Raw genomic sequence first — 17,998 nt, forward strand, 5'->3', positions numbered from 1 at the left:
GCGACTTAGACTTTGTGATACAGCTGGCTGCCTTCCTGGCGGAACCGCTCGGCCTGCTCACGCATGCCTTGCTCGACCGTCACATCCACGGTTTCGATCTTGGCGGCGTATTCACGCACTTCCTGGGTGATCTTCATCGAGCAGAACTTCGGCCCGCACATCGAGCAGAAGTGCGCGACCTTGGCCGATTCCTTAGGCAGGGTCTCGTCGTGGTAGGCACGGGCAGTGTCCGGGTCCAGGCCGAGGTTGAACTGGTCTTCCCAACGGAACTCGAAGCGTGCCTTGGACAAGGCGTTGTCACGAATCTGCGCACCCGGGTGGCCCTTGGCAAGGTCGGCGGCATGAGCGGCGATCTTGTAGGTGATGATGCCGGTCTTCACGTCATCCTTGTTTGGCAGGCCCAGGTGTTCCTTGGGCGTGACGTAGCAGAGCATCGCGCAACCGAACCAGCCGATCATAGCCGCACCAATGCCCGAGGTGATGTGGTCGTAGCCAGGAGCGATATCGGTGGTCAGCGGGCCGAGGGTGTAGAACGGCGCCTCGTCGCAGCATTCCAGCTGCTTGTCCATGTTCTCCTTGATCAGTTGCATCGGCACGTGGCCGGGGCCTTCGATCATGCACTGCACGTCGTGCTTCCAGGCGATCTTGGTCAGCTCGCCGAGGGTCTCCAGTTCACCGAACTGCGCGGCATCGTTGGCGTCGGCAATCGAGCCGGGGCGCAGGCCGTCGCCCAGCGAGAAGCTGACGTCGTAGGCCTTCATGATTTCGCAGATTTCTTCGAAGTGGGTGTAAAGGAAGTTTTCCTTGTGGTGTGCCAGGCACCACTTGGCCATGATCGAGCCACCACGGCTGACGATACCGGTGACACGCTTGGCAGTCAGCGGCACATAACGCAGCAGTACGCCGGCATGGATGGTGAAGTAGTCCACGCCCTGCTCGGCCTGCTCGATCAGGGTGTCACGGAACAGCTCCCAGGTCAGGTCCTCGGCCACGCCGTTGACTTTTTCCAGGGCCTGGTAGATCGGCACGGTACCAATCGGCACCGGCGAGTTGCGGATGATCCACTCACGGGTTTCGTGAATGTGCTTGCCGGTGGACAGATCCATGACCGTGTCCGAACCCCAGCGGATGCCCCAGGTCAGCTTGGCCACTTCTTCCTCGATCGAGGAACCCAGGGCGCTGTTGCCGATGTTGCCGTTGATCTTCACCAGGAAGTTGCGGCCGATGATCATCGGTTCCACTTCCGGGTGGTTGATGTTGGCTGGGATGATCGCGCGGCCACGGGCGATTTCCTGGCGGACGAACTCAGGAGTGATTTCTTTCGGGATGTTGGCCCCGAAGCTATGGCCGGCGTGCTGCTCGTCAAGCAGACCAGCGGCACGTGCCTCTTGCAGCTTCATGTTTTCGCGGATGGCCACGTACTCCATCTCGGCAGTGATGATGCCTTGGCGGGCATAGTGCATCTGCGAGACGTTGGCACCAGCCTTGGCCCGACGCGGGTTGCGCACGTGGGCGAAACGCAGCTTGGCCAGTTCGGCATCGTTCAGGCGCTGCTGGCCGAAGTCGGAGCTCAGGCCGGCCAGGCGCTCGGTGTCACCGCGTGCCTCGATCCACGCCGAACGCACATCGGCCAGGCCCTTGCGCACGTCGATGACAACGTTGGGGTCGGTGTACGGGCCGGAAGTATCGTAGACCAGCACCGGGGCATTGGACTCGCCACCGAAATCGGTAGGGGTGTCGTCCAGGCTGATTTCACGCATGGGCACGCGGATGTCCGGGCGCGAGCCTTCGACATACACCTTGCGCGAACGCGGGAATGGTTGCACGGACTGCTGATCGACTTGTGCCGATTCGCTGAGGTTGATCGCTTTTTCTTGTTTGGTCATCACAGGCTCTCCAGACGGCTTCCTAGCAGTGGAATGTCGGGGTGAACCTGAAAGGCGCGGACGCACCCTTGATGGGTGCAGTGCCGGATATGGGGGTGCCTGAAGCTGCATGCAGCTGCGACATTCCCGGACCTGGCACAAGAGGCTCCCCGGGAAGGCGAGCAATCTTGTTCCCTACGCAGGCGCTAACCTGATCAGGTTCAACGGGATCCGCAACTTTGCGATCTCAGCCTTTGCTTCAAGGCACCCCGACAAGAACATGCGCAGTCTAGACTGGAGTGGTCGGCAAAGCCAAGCAGGTAAATGCGCGGATGATGAAAGGCACCCCGAGCGATTGTTGCCGGGTGCGCATGGCACTACACTGGCCCGTCGCTCGATACTCAACAGTTCAGTAATTAAATTTCGTACAAGGATTGCCTCTATGCTGCGCAAACTCTCACTGGCAATAGCCGTGTCTTGTGCGTCCAACGGAGTGGTCTGGGCAGCGGACGTGCCCACTACAGTGAAAACCGACCTGGTCAGCGTCTATCAGGAAGCGGTCGACAACAACGCTGACCTGGCTGCGGCCCGCGCCGATTACGGCGCCCGCCGCGAAGTGGTACCGCAGGCTCGCGCCGGGTTGCTGCCTAACCTGTCGGCCGGTGCCGAAATGCTGAACACCCGCACCAAGCTGGACGAACCATCGGCCACCAGCAACCGCAGCGGCAACACCTGGAGCGCAACCCTGGCGCAACCTATATTCCGCGCTGATCGCTGGTTCCAGTTGCAGGCGGCCGAGGCGGTCAACGAACAGGCGGCGCTGGAGCTGTCGGCGACCGAGCAGAACCTGATTCTGCAAACCGCACAGAACTACTTCGCCGTGCTCCGTGCCCAGGACAACCTGGCCGCGACCAAGGCCGAGGAAGCGGCCTTCAAGCGCCAGCTGGACCAGTCCAACGAACGATTCGACGTCGGCCTCTCCGACAAGACCGACGTGCTGCAATCCCAGGCCAGCTACGACACGGCGCGGGCCAACCGAATCATTGCCGAGCGCCAGGTACAGGATGCCTTCGAGGCCCTGGTGACCCTGACCAACCGGGAATACACGTCGATTCAAGGCGTGGTCCATACCTTGCCAGTGCAGGTGCCTACGCCCAACGACGCCAAGGCCTGGGTCGAAACCGCCGGGCGCCAGAACCTCAACCTGCTGGCCACCAACCACGCGGTCGTCGCTGCCGAGGAAACCCTGCGCCAGCGCAAGGCCGGCCACGCGCCGACCCTTGACGCAGTTGCCAAGTACCAGAAGGGTGACAACGACAACTTCGGTTTCACCAACCCCGCGCCGGCCCCCGTTACGCGCTATAGCGGCGACGTCGAGCAGACCAGCATCGGCCTGCAGTTGAACATCCCGATCTACAGCGGCGGCCTGACCAGTTCGCAGGTGCGCGAGGCCTACCAGCGCCTGAGCCAGACCGAGCAGCAGCGTGAAAGCCTGCGCCGCCAGGTGGTGGAAAACACCCGCAACCTGCACCGCGCAGTGAATACCGACGTGGAACAGGTGCAGGCGCGCAAGCAGTCGATCATCTCCAACCAGAGCGCGCTGGAAGCCACCGAGATCGGCTACCAGGTGGGTACCCGCAATATCGTCGACGTGCTTGACGCCCAGCGTCAGCTGTACACCTCGGTGCGCGACTACAACAACAGCCGCTATGACTACATTCTCGACAACCTGAGCCTCAAGCAGGCAGCCGGAACCTTGAGCCCGCAGGACCTGCAGGACCTCAAGCGGTACCTCAAACCGGACTACAACCCGGACAAGGACTTCCTGCCGCCGGACCTGGCGGCTGCAGCGGCGAAGAACTTCGAGCGTCGCCCCTGAGATAGGGATGTATTTTCCGCAGGGTGGGTTGCTTTTGATGGCCTCATCGCCGGCAAGCCAGCTTCCACAGGTTCTCCAATGGCCTTAAGCCTCGTGCAGTACCTGTGGGAGCTGGCTTGCCGGCGATGAGGCCAGAAAATCCAACACCAGACTCAGCGGATAAGTGCACCCAGGCCATCGAGCAAGCGCTGCAATGCCCCTTGATTGGCCCGCATTACCGCCCTGCCCGCCTCGCCCATGCGCTGCGCGTCCTGCGGCAATTCGACCAGCCGCCGCACCGCTTCGGCCAGCCCCTCGGCATCATCCACCTGCTGCAACGCCCCCGCCTCGCGCAGCATCGCGCTGATTTCAAGGAAGTTGAACACATGCGGCCCCATCAGCACCGGCAAGGCCAGCGCCGCGGGCTCCAGCGGGTTGTGCCCGCCGGTCGCCACCAGGCTGCCACCGACAAAGGCAATGTCGGCCAGGGCATAGAGGAACAGCAGTTCGCCCATGGTATCGCCGAGCAATACGCGAGTCTGCGCATCAACCGGCGTGCCGGCAGAGCGCCGCACGGTGGTGAACTGTTCGCTGCACAGCGCATGCACCGCAGCGAATCGCTCGGGGTGGCGCGGCACCAGGATCAGCAGGGCATCACCATGCACCTGCAACAATTGCCGATGTGCCTGCAGGATCAACGCATCTTCACCTTCGTGGGTGCTGGCCGCGATCCACACCGGGCGCTGTGCAGCCCCCCACTGTTCACGCAATGCCTTGGCACGCGGCAACAGTTGCTCATCGATCTTCAGGTCGAACTTGATCGAACCGGTGACCTGTACGCAATCCGGACGCGCGCCCAGGTCACGGAAGCGCTGGGCCTCGGTTTCGGTCTGCACGGCAATCAGGCTCATCTCGGCCAGCATCGGCCGGGTCAGCCTGGCAAAGCGCCCATAGCCACGGGCCGAGCGCTCAGACAAGCGTGCGTTTGCCAGCGCTACCGGAATGCCGCGCTTCGCACACTGGTGGATGTGGTTGGGCCACAGCTCGGTTTCCATGATGATGCCCAGCTTCGGCCGCACATGGTCGAGAAAGCGCCCTGCCGCCCAAGGCAGGTCGTAGGGCAGGTAGCAATGCTGCACGCGTGGTTCGTCGGCGAACATGGCACGAATGCGCTCTGAACCGGTCGGGGTCATGCAGGTAAGCGTGATTGGCATTTCCGGGTAGGCCTTGAGCAAGGCGCGCACCATCGGTGCCGCCGCAATGCTCTCGCCCACCGATACCGCATGCACCCAGATGCCGCCCCGGCGCATGGCCGGCAGCCTGAAAGCAAAGCGCTCGCCAATGCGTTGACCATAGGCCGGCGCCTTGCGCGCGCGCAGGTACAGGCGCAGCGCAACCAGCGGCAGGCCCAGGTGAAACAACAAGGTATAGAGAGTTCTGTTCATGGCCGCGGAGTTTACCCGATCGCGCGCAGGTGCACCGCAAAGCGCTCGGCCAGCCATTGCGCGGCAGGCCCCAGCGGCTCGTCACGACGCCAAGCCAGTTCCACCACCAAGGCCGGTGGCCGCCACTCGCTATCCAGTTCGACCATGTGCGCTTGGTAGGTCGGGTACTGCACCACGTGCCGCGGCAGCCAGGCCCAGCCCAGGCCGCGCATCAGCAGTTCGGCCATGGCGTAGAAGCTGTCGGCGCGCCATACCTGCGGGCTGATCGCTTCGCCGCCGGGGTAGCCGCTTTGCTGCGGGGCAATCAGCAATTGCCGGTGGCGCGCCAGTTGCTGCCGGGTAACCCGGCCTTCGCCGGCGAGCGGGTGACCGACCGCGCACACCGTGACCATTTCCACACTGCCCAGGGCGCGCCGCTCCAGCGAGGCCGGGATGCTCTCGTGGTGGAAGAACAGTCCAAGATCGGCGCGCCGCTCCACCAGCTTGCGCGCCACATCGCCCTGGGCACCGCTGGCCAGCTGCACCTCCAGGAACGGGTAGCGGCTGGCCAGCTCGTCGAGGCTGTCAATGACCGGCTGATAGGGCATGGCTTCGTCCTGGGCGACCCGCAACAAGGCCTCCTGCCCGCGCATCAGCGCCAACGCACGGCCATCCAGGCGCTCGCACTGGCGCAACAGTTCGCGGGTATCTTCCAACAGGGCGCTGCCGTTCTCGGTCAGCTTGGGTTGCCGGCCACTGCTGCGCTCGAACAAGGTTACCCCCAGGTCGGTTTCGAGCAGGGCGATCGCGCTGCTGATTGCCGACTGGGCCTTGCGCTGCTCGCGGGCCACGGCAGAGAACGAGCGCAGTTCTGCAACGCGCAGGAAAGTACGCAACTGGTCAAGATTCCAATGCTCGGCCATCGTCCTATCTCTCATAGTGATAGGTAATGACTTTACCCCATTCGGGGTGGGACTAGAATCTGCGGCCAGTTAACGGAGGATCTCGCCATGAATGCCTACACCTACCTCGCCATCGCCATCTGCGCCGAAGTCATCGCCACCGCTTCCATGAAAGCGGTGAAAGGCTTGAGCACGCCCTTGCCGTTGCTGCTGATGGTGGTTGGTTACGGCATTGCTTTCTGGATGCTGACCCTGGTGGTGCGCAGCATTCCGGTGGGGATCGCCTATGCCATCTGGTCGGGGCTGGGGATTGTGCTGATCAGTGTGGCAGCGCTGGTGATCTATGGGCAGAAGCTGGATGTGCCAGCGATGCTGGGGATGGCCATGATTGTGGGTGGGGTGGTGGTGATTCAGCTGTTTTCGAAGACTGCTGGGCATTGAGTCCGCCTGTACGGGCCTCATCGCCGGCAAGTCAACTCCCACAGAGTTGATGCAGCCGCAGGGTCAACACCATCCCTGTGGGAGCTGGCTTGCCGGCGATAGGGCCATCACAGGTATACCCTGTATACTTGCCAGCTGTCCCAGTCTTCGAGGTACCGCCATGCCATCTGCCATTTCCACTGACGTGCTGATCGTCGGCGCCGGGGTCGCAGGCCTCTGGCTCAATGCCCGCCTGCGCCGGCTGGGCTACTCGACAGTACTGGTGGAACGCGCCAGCCTTGGCGGCGAGCAGACCATCAAGTCTCAGGGCATCATCCATGGCGGCACCAAGTACGCCCTGCATGGCGCCCTCACCGGCGCTTCGGAAGCCATCGCCGACATGCCGCGACGCTGGCGCGAAGCGCTGAGCGGCAGCGGCGAGCTGGACCTGACCCGCACTCGCCTGCTGTCCGACGCCCATTACCTGTGGTCGCCTGGCACCCTGGCCGGCAACCTCACCAGTTTCTTCGCCAGCAAGGCCGTGCGCGGCCGGGTCGACCAGGTGAAGGGCGAGCAACTTCCGCCCGCGCTGCAGGACCGCGCCTTCAAGGGCAAGGTCTATCGCCTGGCCGAGCTGGTCATCGACGTGCCCAGCCTGCTGGCCAACCTGGCCGAGCTGGCAGGCGACAGCCTGCTGGCCGGTGAGCACATCGAGCCGCTGCGCGAGGGTGAAGACCTGGTTGGCCTGCGCGTCGAGGAGCGCGACATCCGCGCCCAGCGTATCGTGCTCAGCGCCGGCGCCGGCACCGAGCAGCTGCTGCATGCCCTGGGCCTGAACCAGCCAGCCATGCAGACACGCCCGCTGCATATGGTGATGGCCAAGGGTGCCAACCTGAAACCGCTTTACGCCCATTGCCTGGGTGGCGGGCCAAAACCACGGGTGACGGTTACCACCCACCCGGCCGCCGATGGCCAGTGGGTCTGGTACCTGGGCGGCGACCTGGCCGAAGCCGAAGGCGTTGCCCGCGAGCCGGCTGCGCAAATCGCCGCGGCACAGAAAGAAATCGCCAGCCTGCTGCCATGGGTCGACCAGAGCCAGGTGCGCTGGGCCACCCTGCGGGTCGACCGAGCGGAACCGGCGCAATCTGGCCTGGTACGCCCGGACAACGCCTTCCTCGCCGACCAGCAACGCCTGCTGGTCGGCTGGCCAACCAAGCTGGCCCTGGCACCGGACTTCAGCGACCGGGTCATCAGCCACCTGGAGCGCGACGGTATCCGCCCACAGGCGCAGGCCGACCTGGCTGACCTGCCACGCCCACCGCTGGGCGTACCGGCCTGGGAGCAACTACTGCCATGAGCCTGCCGACCCTGCACGACTTCCATCGCCCCTTGGGCAGCACCGGCTTCAAGGTTTCGCCGCTCGGCCTGGGCACGGTCAAGCTGGGCCGCGACCAGGGCGTGAAGTACCCTACCGGTTTCACCATCCCCGGCGACGACGAAGCCCGCCTGCTGCTGGCCCAGGCCCGCGAGCTGGGTATCAACCTGATCGACACCGCCCCAGCCTACGGCCGCAGCGAAGAACGCCTGGGCACGCTACTGCGCGGCCAGCGCGATGAATGGGTGATCGTCAGCAAGGTTGGCGAAGAGTTCGACAACGGCCAATCGCACTTCGATTTCAGCGCCGCCCATACCCGCCGCTCGGTGGAGCGAAGCCTGCGGCGCCTGGAAACCGACCGCATCGAATTGGTGCTGGTGCATTCGGACGGCAACGACCTGGCGATCCTCGAACAGCAGGAGGTTTACCAGACCCTTGCCGAGCTCAAGCAGGAGGGCAAGATCCTCGGCTTCGGCCTGTCTGGCAAGACCGTCGCCGGCGGCCTGAAGGCACTGGAGCAAGGCGACTGCGCCATGGTCACCTACAACCTCAACGAACAGGCAGAACGCCCGGTGCTGGACTACGCTGCCGAACACGGCAAGGCCATCCTGGTGAAGAAGGCACTGGCCAGTGGGCATATCTGCCTTGCCCCGGGCGTTGACCCGGTACAAGCCAGTTTCGAGCTGCTGTTCGCCCACCCGGGCGTGAGCAGTGCTATCGTCGGCACCATCAATCCGTTGCACCTGGCCCACAACGTGGCCACCGTCGCCCGTATTCTGGGCCAGCATTGAGTTGCCCCAGGCCCATGGGCCTGGACTGACCCGACGCAAGGAGGAGCCTCGTGGCGCGAACGCTGATCCGCAAGAACCCGAGCAACTTCAAGACACTACCGCTACATGTCGAGGCCACGCCCGAAGGTCTGATTTACCAGAGCATCGGGATGCCGCTGAACTTTGCCCAGATCCAACAACGGCGCAAGGCTATCCAGCTGCCCGACGTGCAGCGCTTCGTGGTCGAACTGGCCAACCTTGGCGTGTCGGTACGGCTGACCCTGCATTGGCAGAACCGCGATTACTGGGTGCTGGTACGTCAGCGCCGGCAAGACCGTGGCGATGTGGTGCTGAAACTGATTTCCGGCTATGTGCCGGCGCAGGAGCTGAACCTGCCATTGCACACGGCCGTGCAGGAAGTGGCCGAGGAATGCTTGCTGGAAACCCCGGAAGGCTGGCTGGGCGGGCGTTTCAACGACACCTGGTTGCCGGTGCCCTACGCTGCCGCCCTGCACTACCGCGAAACGCCGCACTTCGTGCTGGCCCCGGAGTCGGGTGCCGCGCGCCCGGTGCACTGCGGCAAGCTGATGCTGCTGGAACGGCCGCGGGCGTATGTGCACTTGCCCACCGCCTCGCTGCAACTGATCTACGACATGCGCCTGCAAGTACCCCGGGACGCCAAGAAGCTCAGCCTGTTCCACGTTGATGAGCGGCTGGAGGGCGACCAACTGGTGGCGCGGCTAAATCGCAAACGACCAGACCTGTACCTGATGCCATTGAAGGACGGCCAGCCACTGGCTGAGCTGTATACCGTGAAGAAGGACGAACTGGTGCCGGCAAGCACGCGCGGGCTGTACCTGGCCGAAAGTTTTGCCCGGCAGGATGGCTGGGTGGTCACGGACGAGCGGGTGCGCTGGAAGGATTGGGTGAAGCAGCAGGGATTGGTGGAGAACAAGCCGGTGCGGGCTTCACACCTGCAGCGGTTTGGCGACAAGGCGCGAGAACTGCTGGAGCGGGCGCGTACTTCGCTGCACAAGTAAGATTCCGAGGCCTGTGCCGCCCCTGTAGGAGCAGCCTTGTGCTGCGAAGAGGCCGGTAGAGCTAAAGAAATGCTTTGCCCTACCGGCCTCTTCGCAGCACAAGGCTGCTCCTACAGGTAATGAGGCAGCCTCAGAGGCTCGATCAGTTCTTGCGAATCTTCTCGACGATTGCTGTAGTCGAGCTGTTCTCGACCAGCCCCAGCACCTTCACGGTACCGCCATAGGCCTTGACGATATCGGCACCCACCACCTGGTCGATACCATAGTCGCCACCCTTGACCAGCACGTCCGGCTTGACCTGGCTCAGCAGGTTCTCCGGTGTACCCTCGGGGAAGCTGATGACCCAGTCCACCGCCCCCAGCCCGGCCAGTACGGCCATGCGCCGGTCGACGCTGTTGATCGGCCGGCCCGGCCCTTTCAGGCGGCTGACCGAGGCATCGTCGTTGACCGCGACGATCAGGCGATCGCCCTGGGCCCGCGCCTGCTCCAGATAGGTGACATGCCCGGCATGCAGGATGTCGAAGCAGCCGTTGGTGAAGACGATCTTCTCTTTGTGCGCTCGCGCGTCATCAATGGCCAGCAGCAGTTGCTCCAGGCCCAGCACGCCCCGCTCGGAGCCTTCCTCACGCTGGATCGCCCGGCGCAGCTCGGGGGCGCTGATCGCAGCCGTACCCAGCTTGCCGACCACGATGCCCGCTGCCAGATTGGCCAGGGCCACCGCGTGGGGCAGGTCCTCGCCGGCAGCGATGGCCGCGGCGAGTGTGGAAATGACGGTATCACCGGCACCGGTCACATCGAACACTTCACGCGCCCGCGCCGGTAGGTGCAGGGCCGGCTGGCCGCTGCGCAGCAGGGTCATGCCGTGCTCGCCACGTGTCACCAGCAAGGCGCCCAGGTCCAGGTCCTGCAGCAGCTGCAAGCCCTTGGCTACCAGCTCGGCCTCATCGGCGCAACGGCCGACAATGGTCTCGAACTCGCTGAGGTTGGGAGTGATCAGGCTGGCGCCACGGTAGATGGAAAAATCCTTGCCCTTGGGGTCGGCCAGCACCGGAATGCCCTTGGCCCGCGCGGCCTGGATCAGGCTCTGGTGGTTTTTCAGTGCGCCCTTGCCGTAGTCGGACAGGACCAGCACCTTGACGCCCTCGAGCAGGCTGTCGACCTCCGCACCCAGCGACAGCGGGTCGGTGGCGAATGGCTCTTCGAAATCGATGCGCAGCAACTGCTGGTGACGGCTCATGACCCGCAGCTTGACGATGGTCGGCTGATGCGCGATGCGCTGGAACACCGAGCGCACGCCTGCAGCTTGCAGGCTGTTGGCCAGGCTGTCGGCGGCCTCATCCTGGCCGGTGACGCCAATCAGCGAAGCCGGTGCACCCAGGGCGGCGATGTTCAAGGCAACGTTGGCCGCGCCGCCGGGGCGATCCTCGATCTGATCGACCTTGACCACCGGGACTGGCGCTTCAGGCGAGATACGCGAAGTACCGCCATGCCAGTAGCGGTCGAGCATGACATCGCCGACCACCAGTACCGGGGCTTGATCGAAACGCGGCATGGACAACTTCATGGGCAACCCATATGGAAATAATGAACAGGGGCAGGATATTAGCACAGGGTAGACGACGGCTTTATGGCCAGATCACCCCAGGAAAATTCCCGTGACAATCGGGGCCGCGATGGCCCCGATCAACGAGGGTTCAGGTGATATCGGCCTTGGCCGGCTCATCCAGGCCCATGGCATGCAGGCGGGCATAATGGCCATTGGCCGCAAGCAGCTCGGCATGGGTGCCGCGCTCGACCAGGCGCCCCTGGTCCATGACCAGGATCTGGTCAGCTTTCTCGATGGTCGACAGACGGTGGGCGATCACCAGCGTGGTACGGCCCTGCATCACATGGTCCAGGGCAGCCTGGATATGCCGCTCGGACTCGGTATCCAGCGCCGAAGTGGCTTCGTCGAGGATCAGCAGCGGCGCATTCTTCAGCAGTGCCCTGGCAATCGCCAGACGCTGGCGCTGACCGCCGGAGAGCAGTACGCCGTTCTCACCCACTTCGGTATCGAAGCCTTTCGGCAGCCGGTCGACGAACTCCTTGGCATAGGCATCGGCCGCAGCGGCTTCGATGTCGGCGCGCGGGGCGCCGGCCAGGTCGCCATAGGCGATGTTGTTGGCCACGGTATCGTTGAACAGGGTGACATGCTGGGTCACCTGCGAAACGTGGCGACGCAGGTTGCGCAGGCGATAGTTCTCGATCTCCACGCCATCGAGCAGGATCTGCCCCTGGTCGTGGTGATAGAAGCGTGGTATCAGCGCGGCAAGCGTAGACTTGCCACTGCCGGAGCGGCCGACCAGTGCAATCATCTGCCCTGGCTCGGCTACGAAGCTGATATCGCTCAGCACCTCACGCTCGGTACCCGGGTAGGTGAAGCTGAGGTTGCGCACTTCCAGGCGCCCCTCCACCCGCTCCTTCTCGACGGTACCGGTATCCACTTCAGGCTCTTCGTCCAGTTGCTCGAAGATGCTTTCGGCGCCGGCCAGGCCCTTCTGGATGGTCGAGCTGACTTCCGAAAGCTGACGTATCGGCTTGGGCAACAGGCCGGCGGCGGTGATGTAAGCCACCAGATCACCGGCAGTGGAATCACCGCGCAGGAACAGCACCAGGAACATCAGCGCGGCCATGGCGGTGTAGATCACCAGCTGCAGCATCGGCGTGTACAGCGAGCCGGTCTTGGTCATGTGCAACTGCTTGTCGGTATTGCTCTGGCTGGCCTTGCCGAAACGCTGCTCCTCGTAGGCCTCGCCGCCGAAGCTGCGCACCACGCGGTAGCCCTGGATGGTTTCCGAGGCGACATGGGTGACGTCGCCCATGGCTACCTGGATTTTTTTGCTCTGCTTGCGGAATTTCTTGCTGGCGACGCTGACCATCACCGCGATTACCGGCAGGATGGCGACCATCACGAGGGTCAGGTGCCAGTTCATCCACAGCAGGTAACCAAACAGGAACACCACGGTCAGGCCTTCGCGGATCACCACCTTGATCGCATCGGTCGCAGCACCAGTGACCATGGTCACGTTGAAGGTGATGCGCGAGATCAGGTGCCCGGAGTTGTGGTTGTCGAAGTAGCGGTTAGGCAGCACCAGCAGCTTGTTGAACAGTTCCACACGCAGGTCGTGCACCAGGCACAGGGAAACCTTGGCCAGGAAGTAGTTGCCGAGGAACGAGCCCAGGCCCTGCCACGCGGCGATCAGGATGATCAGCAACGGCACCGCCTGCAGCAGTTGCAGGTCGCGCAGGTAGGGGACGTTTGGGAACAACACCGCTTCGGGGTTGCTCAGCCCATCTACGAAATACTTCAGGATCCCGGCCAGCATCGGCTGGGTCGAGGCAAAGATCACGAAACCGATGATGCTCAGCAGGAAAATGCCGACATAGGGTTTCACATAGCTCAGCAGCCGGAAGTAGATCTTCAGGCTGGAGGTGTGTTCCGCCGGTCGCGGTGTTTCGGCCATTATCAAGCTCGCTGTTCAGGTTGAACCGGAAATTTTACCACAGGCATCATTTTCGGCACTCCCCCATGGCAGCAACATGGCCAGGCCCACGGGCAGCCAGCTGATGAACCATTCGGCACGTGGCGTACCAGTGAGGCTGGCGGCATCGAACTGCATGGCCAGGGTGGAGTACACCCAGAAACCGAGCAGGATCTTGCCGAACAACGTGCCACGTGCGCGGACGATTTCGCCCAGGGTGTACAGCCACACCATGACCCACAGCAGCATGCCGGGCAGGCCCAACTCCACTGCGATGTGGGTGAACATGTTGTGGGTGTGGTCGAAGTGCTTGCCCACTGCACTGACGTCGTAGGCAGCGCCCAGGCCAAGGCCGGTCCAGGGATGTGCGGCGATCATGTCGACCACGGCGTGGAAGATTTCCGGCCGGTAGGACGAACCGCGCTGGGCGATCAGGTCGTACACGAGATAGAAGGCCAGGCAGGTGGCAATGGCCGCCAGCACGGCAAAAACCCGGCTGTGGCGGTCACGGAACCACAACGGGGCCAGGATCACGGTGAGCACCAGGGCCAGGATTGCCCCACGGCTCTGGCTGAGCATGGCAAACAAACCCAGACACACCAGCGCCACCAGCCACAACAACTGCAGGCCACGTTGCCGCGGCGGCTCGTAAAGCAGGAAGAGCACGGCCGAACCGATGACATAGGCGCCCAGGATCGGGTGCGATATCTCGCCGATGCCCTCCAGCCGGGCCAGCAATGGCATGCCCAGCACGCCGTAGAAATGGATTACCGAGACCAATGCGGCAACGGCCAGCAAGGCGCTGCCGGCCAGCAACAGTTGACGAATGCGGGCCTGGCCAAGCTGGCCCAGCAGCGGGAACGCCAGCAGGAATACCAGGATGTAGAGCAGGCGCTTGGCCTCGCGCCCCGGGTTTTCTGCGGCCGACCAGACCAGGCTGAGCCCGCTCCACGCCAGCAGCAGCAACACACTCCCCCACAAGGCCGGCTGACGCCGCCAGGCCTGCACTATTACCTGCCTTGCGGACCACGCCATTACCAGCGTCGGCAACCACAGGAACAGCACCAGGCCTTGCTGATAGACCTTGTTGCTCGGTGCCAGGGCAATCGCTGCCAGGAACCAGACCAGACCAAACCCCAACCAGGCTTGCGCCCAGTTTTTTTGATACAACATCCTTTCCCCCGATGAATCAAAGACACCATCCAATGGTGCTACAACATTATTTTCGGCATTATTGCCGGTCATTCTGTTCGCCCGACGACAAGGCTCTATTCATGCAATGCTCCCGGCTCCCCCAGGTCGACTTCGATCAGCTGACACAAGGCGCACAGGTGCTTGAGGCAGATAGCCATGGCGCCAAAGTCTACCTGCTCGCGGATGGTAATTTCCTCAAGGTTTTTCGTAGGAAGCGGCTGATTTCATCTGCACTGCTGCGCCCGTACTCGCAGCGCTTCGTCGACAACGCCGCACGCCTTGCACAGCTGGGCATCCCCACCCTGGAGGTAATCAGCCAGCACAAGCTCGACCTGCCAGGGCGTACCGCCGTGCTGTACCGCCCGCTGCCAGGGCGAACCTTGCTGCAGATGTCGCGCGATGAGGGTTTCAGCTGGGACACCTACCTGCCGCGCCTGATCGAACTGATTCGCCAGTTGCATCGCAGCGGCGTGTACTTCCGCTCGTTGCACCTGGGTAATGTGGTGGTCACCCCCGACCAGCAACTGGGCCTGATCGACGTTGCCGACATGCGCTTCCTGCGCCCGCCGCTGTCGGCGCGCATGATTCGGCGCAATGTGCAGCATATGGTGCGTTATATCGAGCGGGAGAACCTGGGTGACCGGTTCCCCCTTGCCGCCTTCGAGGCAGCCCTGCTGGCACGCTGAGCGTCAACTGCGCAGCAGGCTTTGCGAGCCATTGCAGAATGCTTGCCAGGCCCGCTCCGGGGCCAGCGCCTGGCGCTGCCGGGCAGCTACCGCCGGGGCACCGAGCACCGAGCAACGCTCGATCGCCTCGGCCCAGGCATTTTCATTGGCAACGGGCAGGTAGCCACCGGTGTCCTGCAACTGCTCGCGGAACACCTGCAGGTCGCTGCATACCACCGGCACGTCGGCCATGACCGCCTCCTGCACCACCAGCCCCAGGCCTTCGGAGCGCGAAGGCACCAATAGCCAGTCGAATGCCCGGTACAGCTGCTGCAGGTCGTCTCGGTGACCACTCAGGTGAACACGACCAGCCAGGCCAAGCGCGTCGATACGAGCCTGCAGCACCGCACGCAGAGGGCCTTCGCCGATGATTGCCAATTGCAGGTCCGACTGGCGCGCACTGGCCTTGGCGAACGCCTCGATCAGCATCTCGAAACCTTTGCTCTCCACCAGCCGCCCGACCGCGCCCAGCATTACCCCTGCTACCTGTGGCAACTGCAGGGCCTGCCTGGCTGCGTCCCGACTCAACAACGGTTCGGCGAAAGCCAGCGGGTCAAGGGCCATGCGCAAGGTCCGCACTGGCCTGCCCAGGTCGTGTTCGAGTGACGTGGCAAGTGTCTGTGAAACGGCGGCGATGCTCAGACGCTCGGCCGGAAACATGCGCAGCAGGCGAACATCGCTGGCACTCAGGCGCGTCTTGCCGTGGAACAGCACCTTGGCACGCACCTGCGGAACCTGCTGCAACAACGGCAACACCAACCGCGCCACACCGACACCGTCGAGCAGTACGACTTCAGCCTGGGCCTCGTTCAGCGCCTTGCGCAAGCGCATGCGCAACCATGGGCGCAACAGGCGCCAGAAGTGCCGCCCTTTCAGCGCCCGTGACGGCATATGCCACTCCCGGGTCGAGCCAAGCCCACAGCAAAGCCCGCTACCCAGCAGCAGCCAGTTACTGATCCGGGCATCGGCACCCGCGTGTGACAGCACCTGCCGATGCACCTTGTGGATGGACATGTACGGCGTTCCACCCGCCCACATCACATTGACGATGTTCATGGGCCCTCTCCCGCTCATGTCAGGTGGGACAGCGACTTCACTGAACAAAAATGGTGATTCCCATGCCAATCACGGCACCCGCCACCAGCGTCAATGCCAACTTTATCCGATCACGTTTACGACGTTTGGCCTTGCGTTCCACTTCGATGGGCAAGGTCACGTGATTACCAAATCCAGTGTGCAATACTGCATCACCCTCCAAGGTGACCGCTGTCAGGTTTAACTCAGAATAACGCCGGGAAAGTGCCTTCTCTCCAGCATAGGCGGCAAATGGCGCGCAACGCTGGTAATCGCTCAAACGGCGCAACCCGGGGTTGAGCGAAAACGCCTGCCACTCGGCCTTATCGGACAGCAGTGGGTAGCAAGGCACCCCGGCGATCACCCGGCGATCACCCAGGTGAATGTAAGGGCTGTGGATGGCCAGGTCATGGGCATGGCTGCGCAGCCACACCTGCAACAGATCGGGGCTGACCTCCAGAATGGCCCGGGAGTCTTCGACGAAGCCCTGGCGATAGAAGTGCCAGTCGTCCTCGCAGTGAAAAATGTAGGGCGTCTTGACGTGGCTGTAGGCCAGGTCGATAGACGGCAACTGGCCCAACTTGGGCCGGTTTACGAACACCTTGCAGTGCGGTTTCCAGTGCTCAGGCACAGCGGCATGCACGGCATCGTCACCGGAATCTTCGGTGATGAACACTTCGCGAATGGGCGCGGTATTGTAGCGATCGAAACTCTCAAGGGTATCTTTGAGCAGATCGAACCGCCCACAACTGGTCACGACGAGCGTGACATCACTCTCATTTGAAAAGCGCACCGGACTCCCTCCGCATTGCGACTTCGACTTCCAACGCCCGTTCCACAGGCGCGAAAGTTCTTATGTTAGATGCCCAGCTTCAGGCGCAGCCGCTGCCATGCAGACAACGGCGGATGGGGCCTGAGCGCCGGGCGCATGTGGTCGACGATGCTACGTCCAACAGCCCCGAAACTGAAACGGGAAACCGCCAGGTGGCGACCATTTTCTGCAATCTGCCGGGCCAGTTCAGGGTCCGCGCGCAAACGGCGGAGCTTTTCCTGAAGGGTCGGGATGCTGTCATAGAACACCACGTTGTGCATGTCCTGCAGGCCCAGTGCGCGGTTCTCTTCCTCGCCCTGGTCATACGCCAGCAACACACAGCCACAGGCCATGGCTTCGAAGTTCTTGATCATGTATTCGCCCATGCCGACGTCGGCACTGACGAAGAAGCGGATCCGGTTGAGTGTGTTGCAGTAGTCTTCACCCGATTTGGTACGGGTCACCACCAGGTTCTCGACCCGGCCCAGCTCGTCCAGCAGTGCCTTGCGGCCGCTGTAGGCCACGCTGTTGGTGCTGCCGACGAAGGCCAGTTCGATGTCGCGCTCACGCCCCTGGTCGGCCAGCAACTGCTCGTCGTAGCCCTTGGGCACGAAGACTGCGTCGAAACCTTCCTGACGCAGGCGCTCGCTGACCATGTAGCCGGAGCTGATCACCCGCGCCCAGGGCAGCTTGCGGTAATGGGCGCTGAACTTGCCGGTGTACTTGCACGGGATGTAGTTCTGGTAGGCATCGTGCTCGAGGATGACCAGGTTCGGCACCGTACGGATGAATGCCGCCTGACGGATTTCCTGTTTGAAACGCAGGAAGAAAACAATGCGGTCATAACGCTCGACCTGCACTTCACGCTTGAAATAGCGGCGCAGGTTGCGCTGGTCTTCGCTGGTCAACCAGCGCAGGTCGCACTCGCAGTTGGCCGCGACGCCATCGTACAGGCGGTCGAGAATCGCCCGCTGTTCCTTCTGCACCAGAAATAGGACTTTCATTGGGTTCCTTGGGCG

General features: G+C 63.0%; 15 protein-coding genes and 1 riboswitch. Of the genes, 6 read left to right on the forward strand and 9 right to left on the reverse strand.

Annotated features, from left to right (window positions below; genetic code table 11):
* Positions 1-5: 5 nt before the first annotated feature.
* Positions 6-1,886, reverse strand: a complete 1,881-nt coding sequence (thiC, locus tag RR51_RS01775; RefSeq protein ID WP_015272025.1) for a phosphomethylpyrimidine synthase ThiC — start codon at positions 1,884-1,886, stop codon at positions 6-8.
* A 154-nt stretch (positions 1,887-2,040) separates the two neighbouring features.
* A riboswitch (TPP riboswitch) is annotated at positions 2,041-2,147 on the reverse strand.
* 160 nt (positions 2,148-2,307) lie between these two features.
* Between thiC and RR51_RS01780 the strand changes: the two genes are divergently transcribed.
* Positions 2,308-3,744: a TolC family outer membrane protein gene (locus RR51_RS01780; protein WP_003258125.1), complete on the forward strand. Its 1,437-nt coding sequence runs from the start codon at positions 2,308-2,310 to the stop codon at positions 3,742-3,744.
* A gap of 152 nt (positions 3,745-3,896) precedes the next feature.
* On the opposite strand, the gene waaA is transcribed toward RR51_RS01780, so the two are convergent.
* The gene (gene waaA, locus RR51_RS01785; RefSeq protein ID WP_039612451.1) at positions 3,897-5,168 is read right to left on the reverse strand and encodes a lipid IV(A) 3-deoxy-D-manno-octulosonic acid transferase; all 1,272 of its coding nucleotides are present in this window, start codon (positions 5,166-5,168) and stop codon (positions 3,897-3,899) included.
* Between the two features lie 11 nt (positions 5,169-5,179).
* Positions 5,180-6,070, reverse strand: coding sequence for a LysR family transcriptional regulator (locus RR51_RS01790; RefSeq protein ID WP_039612452.1), 891 nt, complete (start codon positions 6,068-6,070; stop codon positions 5,180-5,182).
* Between the two features lie 87 nt (positions 6,071-6,157).
* On the opposite strand from RR51_RS01790, the gene RR51_RS01795 reads away from it, so the two are divergent.
* From RR51_RS01795 to RR51_RS01810, 4 genes are all read left to right on the forward strand, one after another.
* On the forward strand, positions 6,158-6,490 hold the full coding sequence (locus RR51_RS01795; protein WP_008095055.1) for a DMT family transporter: 333 nt from the start codon (positions 6,158-6,160) through the stop codon (positions 6,488-6,490).
* 160 nt (positions 6,491-6,650) lie between these two features.
* Complete coding sequence (locus RR51_RS01800) at positions 6,651-7,826, forward strand: NAD(P)/FAD-dependent oxidoreductase (RefSeq protein WP_039612453.1); 1,176 nt, start codon at positions 6,651-6,653, stop codon at positions 7,824-7,826.
* A complete protein-coding gene (locus RR51_RS01805; RefSeq protein ID WP_039612454.1) occupies positions 7,823-8,635 on the forward strand; it encodes an aldo/keto reductase in 813 nt (270 codons plus the stop codon). The genes RR51_RS01800 and RR51_RS01805 overlap by 4 nt, the downstream gene beginning before the upstream one ends.
* A 50-nt stretch (positions 8,636-8,685) precedes the next feature.
* On the forward strand, positions 8,686-9,654 hold the full coding sequence (locus RR51_RS01810) for a hypothetical protein (RefSeq protein ID WP_003257020.1): 969 nt from the start codon (positions 8,686-8,688) through the stop codon (positions 9,652-9,654).
* 142 nt (positions 9,655-9,796) lie between these two features.
* On the opposite strand, the gene hldE is transcribed toward RR51_RS01810, so the two are convergent.
* The 3 genes from hldE to RR51_RS01825 form a co-directional block, all read right to left on the reverse strand.
* Positions 9,797-11,218: a bifunctional D-glycero-beta-D-manno-heptose-7-phosphate kinase/D-glycero-beta-D-manno-heptose 1-phosphate adenylyltransferase HldE gene (hldE, locus tag RR51_RS01815; RefSeq protein ID WP_013974472.1), complete on the reverse strand. Its 1,422-nt coding sequence runs from the start codon at positions 11,216-11,218 to the stop codon at positions 9,797-9,799.
* Between the two features lie 130 nt (positions 11,219-11,348).
* Positions 11,349-13,157, reverse strand: a complete 1,809-nt coding sequence (msbA, locus tag RR51_RS01820; protein WP_013974473.1) for a lipid A export permease/ATP-binding protein MsbA — start codon at positions 13,155-13,157, stop codon at positions 11,349-11,351.
* A gap of 15 nt (positions 13,158-13,172) precedes the next feature.
* Positions 13,173-14,348 carry an O-antigen ligase family protein gene (locus RR51_RS01825; protein WP_039612455.1) on the reverse strand — a complete coding sequence of 392 codons (1,176 nt, stop codon included), beginning with the start codon at positions 14,346-14,348 and terminating at the stop codon, positions 13,173-13,175.
* A 101-nt stretch (positions 14,349-14,449) separates the two neighbouring features.
* Between RR51_RS01825 and RR51_RS01830 the strand changes: the two genes are divergently transcribed.
* On the forward strand, positions 14,450-15,055 hold the full coding sequence (locus tag RR51_RS01830) for a toluene tolerance protein Ttg8 (RefSeq protein ID WP_015272032.1): 606 nt from the start codon (positions 14,450-14,452) through the stop codon (positions 15,053-15,055).
* Positions 15,056-15,058: 3 nt separating this feature from the next.
* Here the strand turns inward: RR51_RS01830 and RR51_RS01835 are convergent, their stop codons facing one another.
* From RR51_RS01835 to RR51_RS01845, 3 genes are all read right to left on the reverse strand, one after another.
* Complete coding sequence (locus RR51_RS01835; RefSeq protein ID WP_039612456.1) at positions 15,059-16,150, reverse strand: glycosyltransferase; 1,092 nt, start codon at positions 16,148-16,150, stop codon at positions 15,059-15,061.
* Between the two features lie 37 nt (positions 16,151-16,187).
* Positions 16,188-16,961, reverse strand: coding sequence for a glycosyltransferase family 2 protein (locus RR51_RS01840; protein ID WP_039612457.1), 774 nt, complete (start codon positions 16,959-16,961; stop codon positions 16,188-16,190).
* A 65-nt stretch (positions 16,962-17,026) separates the two neighbouring features.
* Positions 17,027-17,983 carry a glycosyltransferase family protein gene (locus RR51_RS01845; protein ID WP_015272035.1) on the reverse strand — a complete coding sequence of 319 codons (957 nt, stop codon included), beginning with the start codon at positions 17,981-17,983 and terminating at the stop codon, positions 17,027-17,029.
* Positions 17,984-17,998 lie beyond the last annotated feature (15 nt).

This window comes from Pseudomonas sp. C5pp (assembly GCF_000814065.1).
Taxonomy (GTDB): Bacteria; Pseudomonadota; Gammaproteobacteria; order Pseudomonadales; family Pseudomonadaceae; genus Aquipseudomonas; species Aquipseudomonas asiatica.

Excerpts from the sequence above, each read along its gene's own strand:
- thiC (WP_015272025.1), bottom strand. The coding sequence starts at position 1,886 with ATGACCAAACAAGAAAAAGCGATCAACCTCAGCGAATCGGCACAAGTC.
- RR51_RS01780 (WP_003258125.1), top strand. The coding sequence starts at position 2,308 with ATGCTGCGCAAACTCTCACTGGCAATAGCCGTGTCTTGTGCGTCCAAC.
- waaA (WP_039612451.1), bottom strand. The coding sequence starts at position 5,168 with ATGAACAGAACTCTCTATACCTTGTTGTTTCACCTGGGCCTGCCGCTG.
- RR51_RS01790 (WP_039612452.1), bottom strand. The coding sequence starts at position 6,070 with ATGGCCGAGCATTGGAATCTTGACCAGTTGCGTACTTTCCTGCGCGTT.
- RR51_RS01795 (WP_008095055.1), top strand. The coding sequence starts at position 6,158 with ATGAATGCCTACACCTACCTCGCCATCGCCATCTGCGCCGAAGTCATC.
- RR51_RS01800 (WP_039612453.1), top strand. The coding sequence starts at position 6,651 with ATGCCATCTGCCATTTCCACTGACGTGCTGATCGTCGGCGCCGGGGTC.
- RR51_RS01805 (WP_039612454.1), top strand. The coding sequence starts at position 7,823 with ATGAGCCTGCCGACCCTGCACGACTTCCATCGCCCCTTGGGCAGCACC.
- hldE (WP_013974472.1), bottom strand. The coding sequence starts at position 11,218 with ATGAAGTTGTCCATGCCGCGTTTCGATCAAGCCCCGGTACTGGTGGTC.
- msbA (WP_013974473.1), bottom strand. The coding sequence starts at position 13,157 with ATGGCCGAAACACCGCGACCGGCGGAACACACCTCCAGCCTGAAGATC.
- RR51_RS01825 (WP_039612455.1), bottom strand. The coding sequence starts at position 14,348 with ATGTTGTATCAAAAAAACTGGGCGCAAGCCTGGTTGGGGTTTGGTCTG.
- RR51_RS01830 (WP_015272032.1), top strand. The coding sequence starts at position 14,450 with ATGCAATGCTCCCGGCTCCCCCAGGTCGACTTCGATCAGCTGACACAA.
- RR51_RS01835 (WP_039612456.1), bottom strand. The coding sequence starts at position 16,150 with ATGAACATCGTCAATGTGATGTGGGCGGGTGGAACGCCGTACATGTCC.
- RR51_RS01845 (WP_015272035.1), bottom strand. The coding sequence starts at position 17,983 with ATGAAAGTCCTATTTCTGGTGCAGAAGGAACAGCGGGCGATTCTCGAC.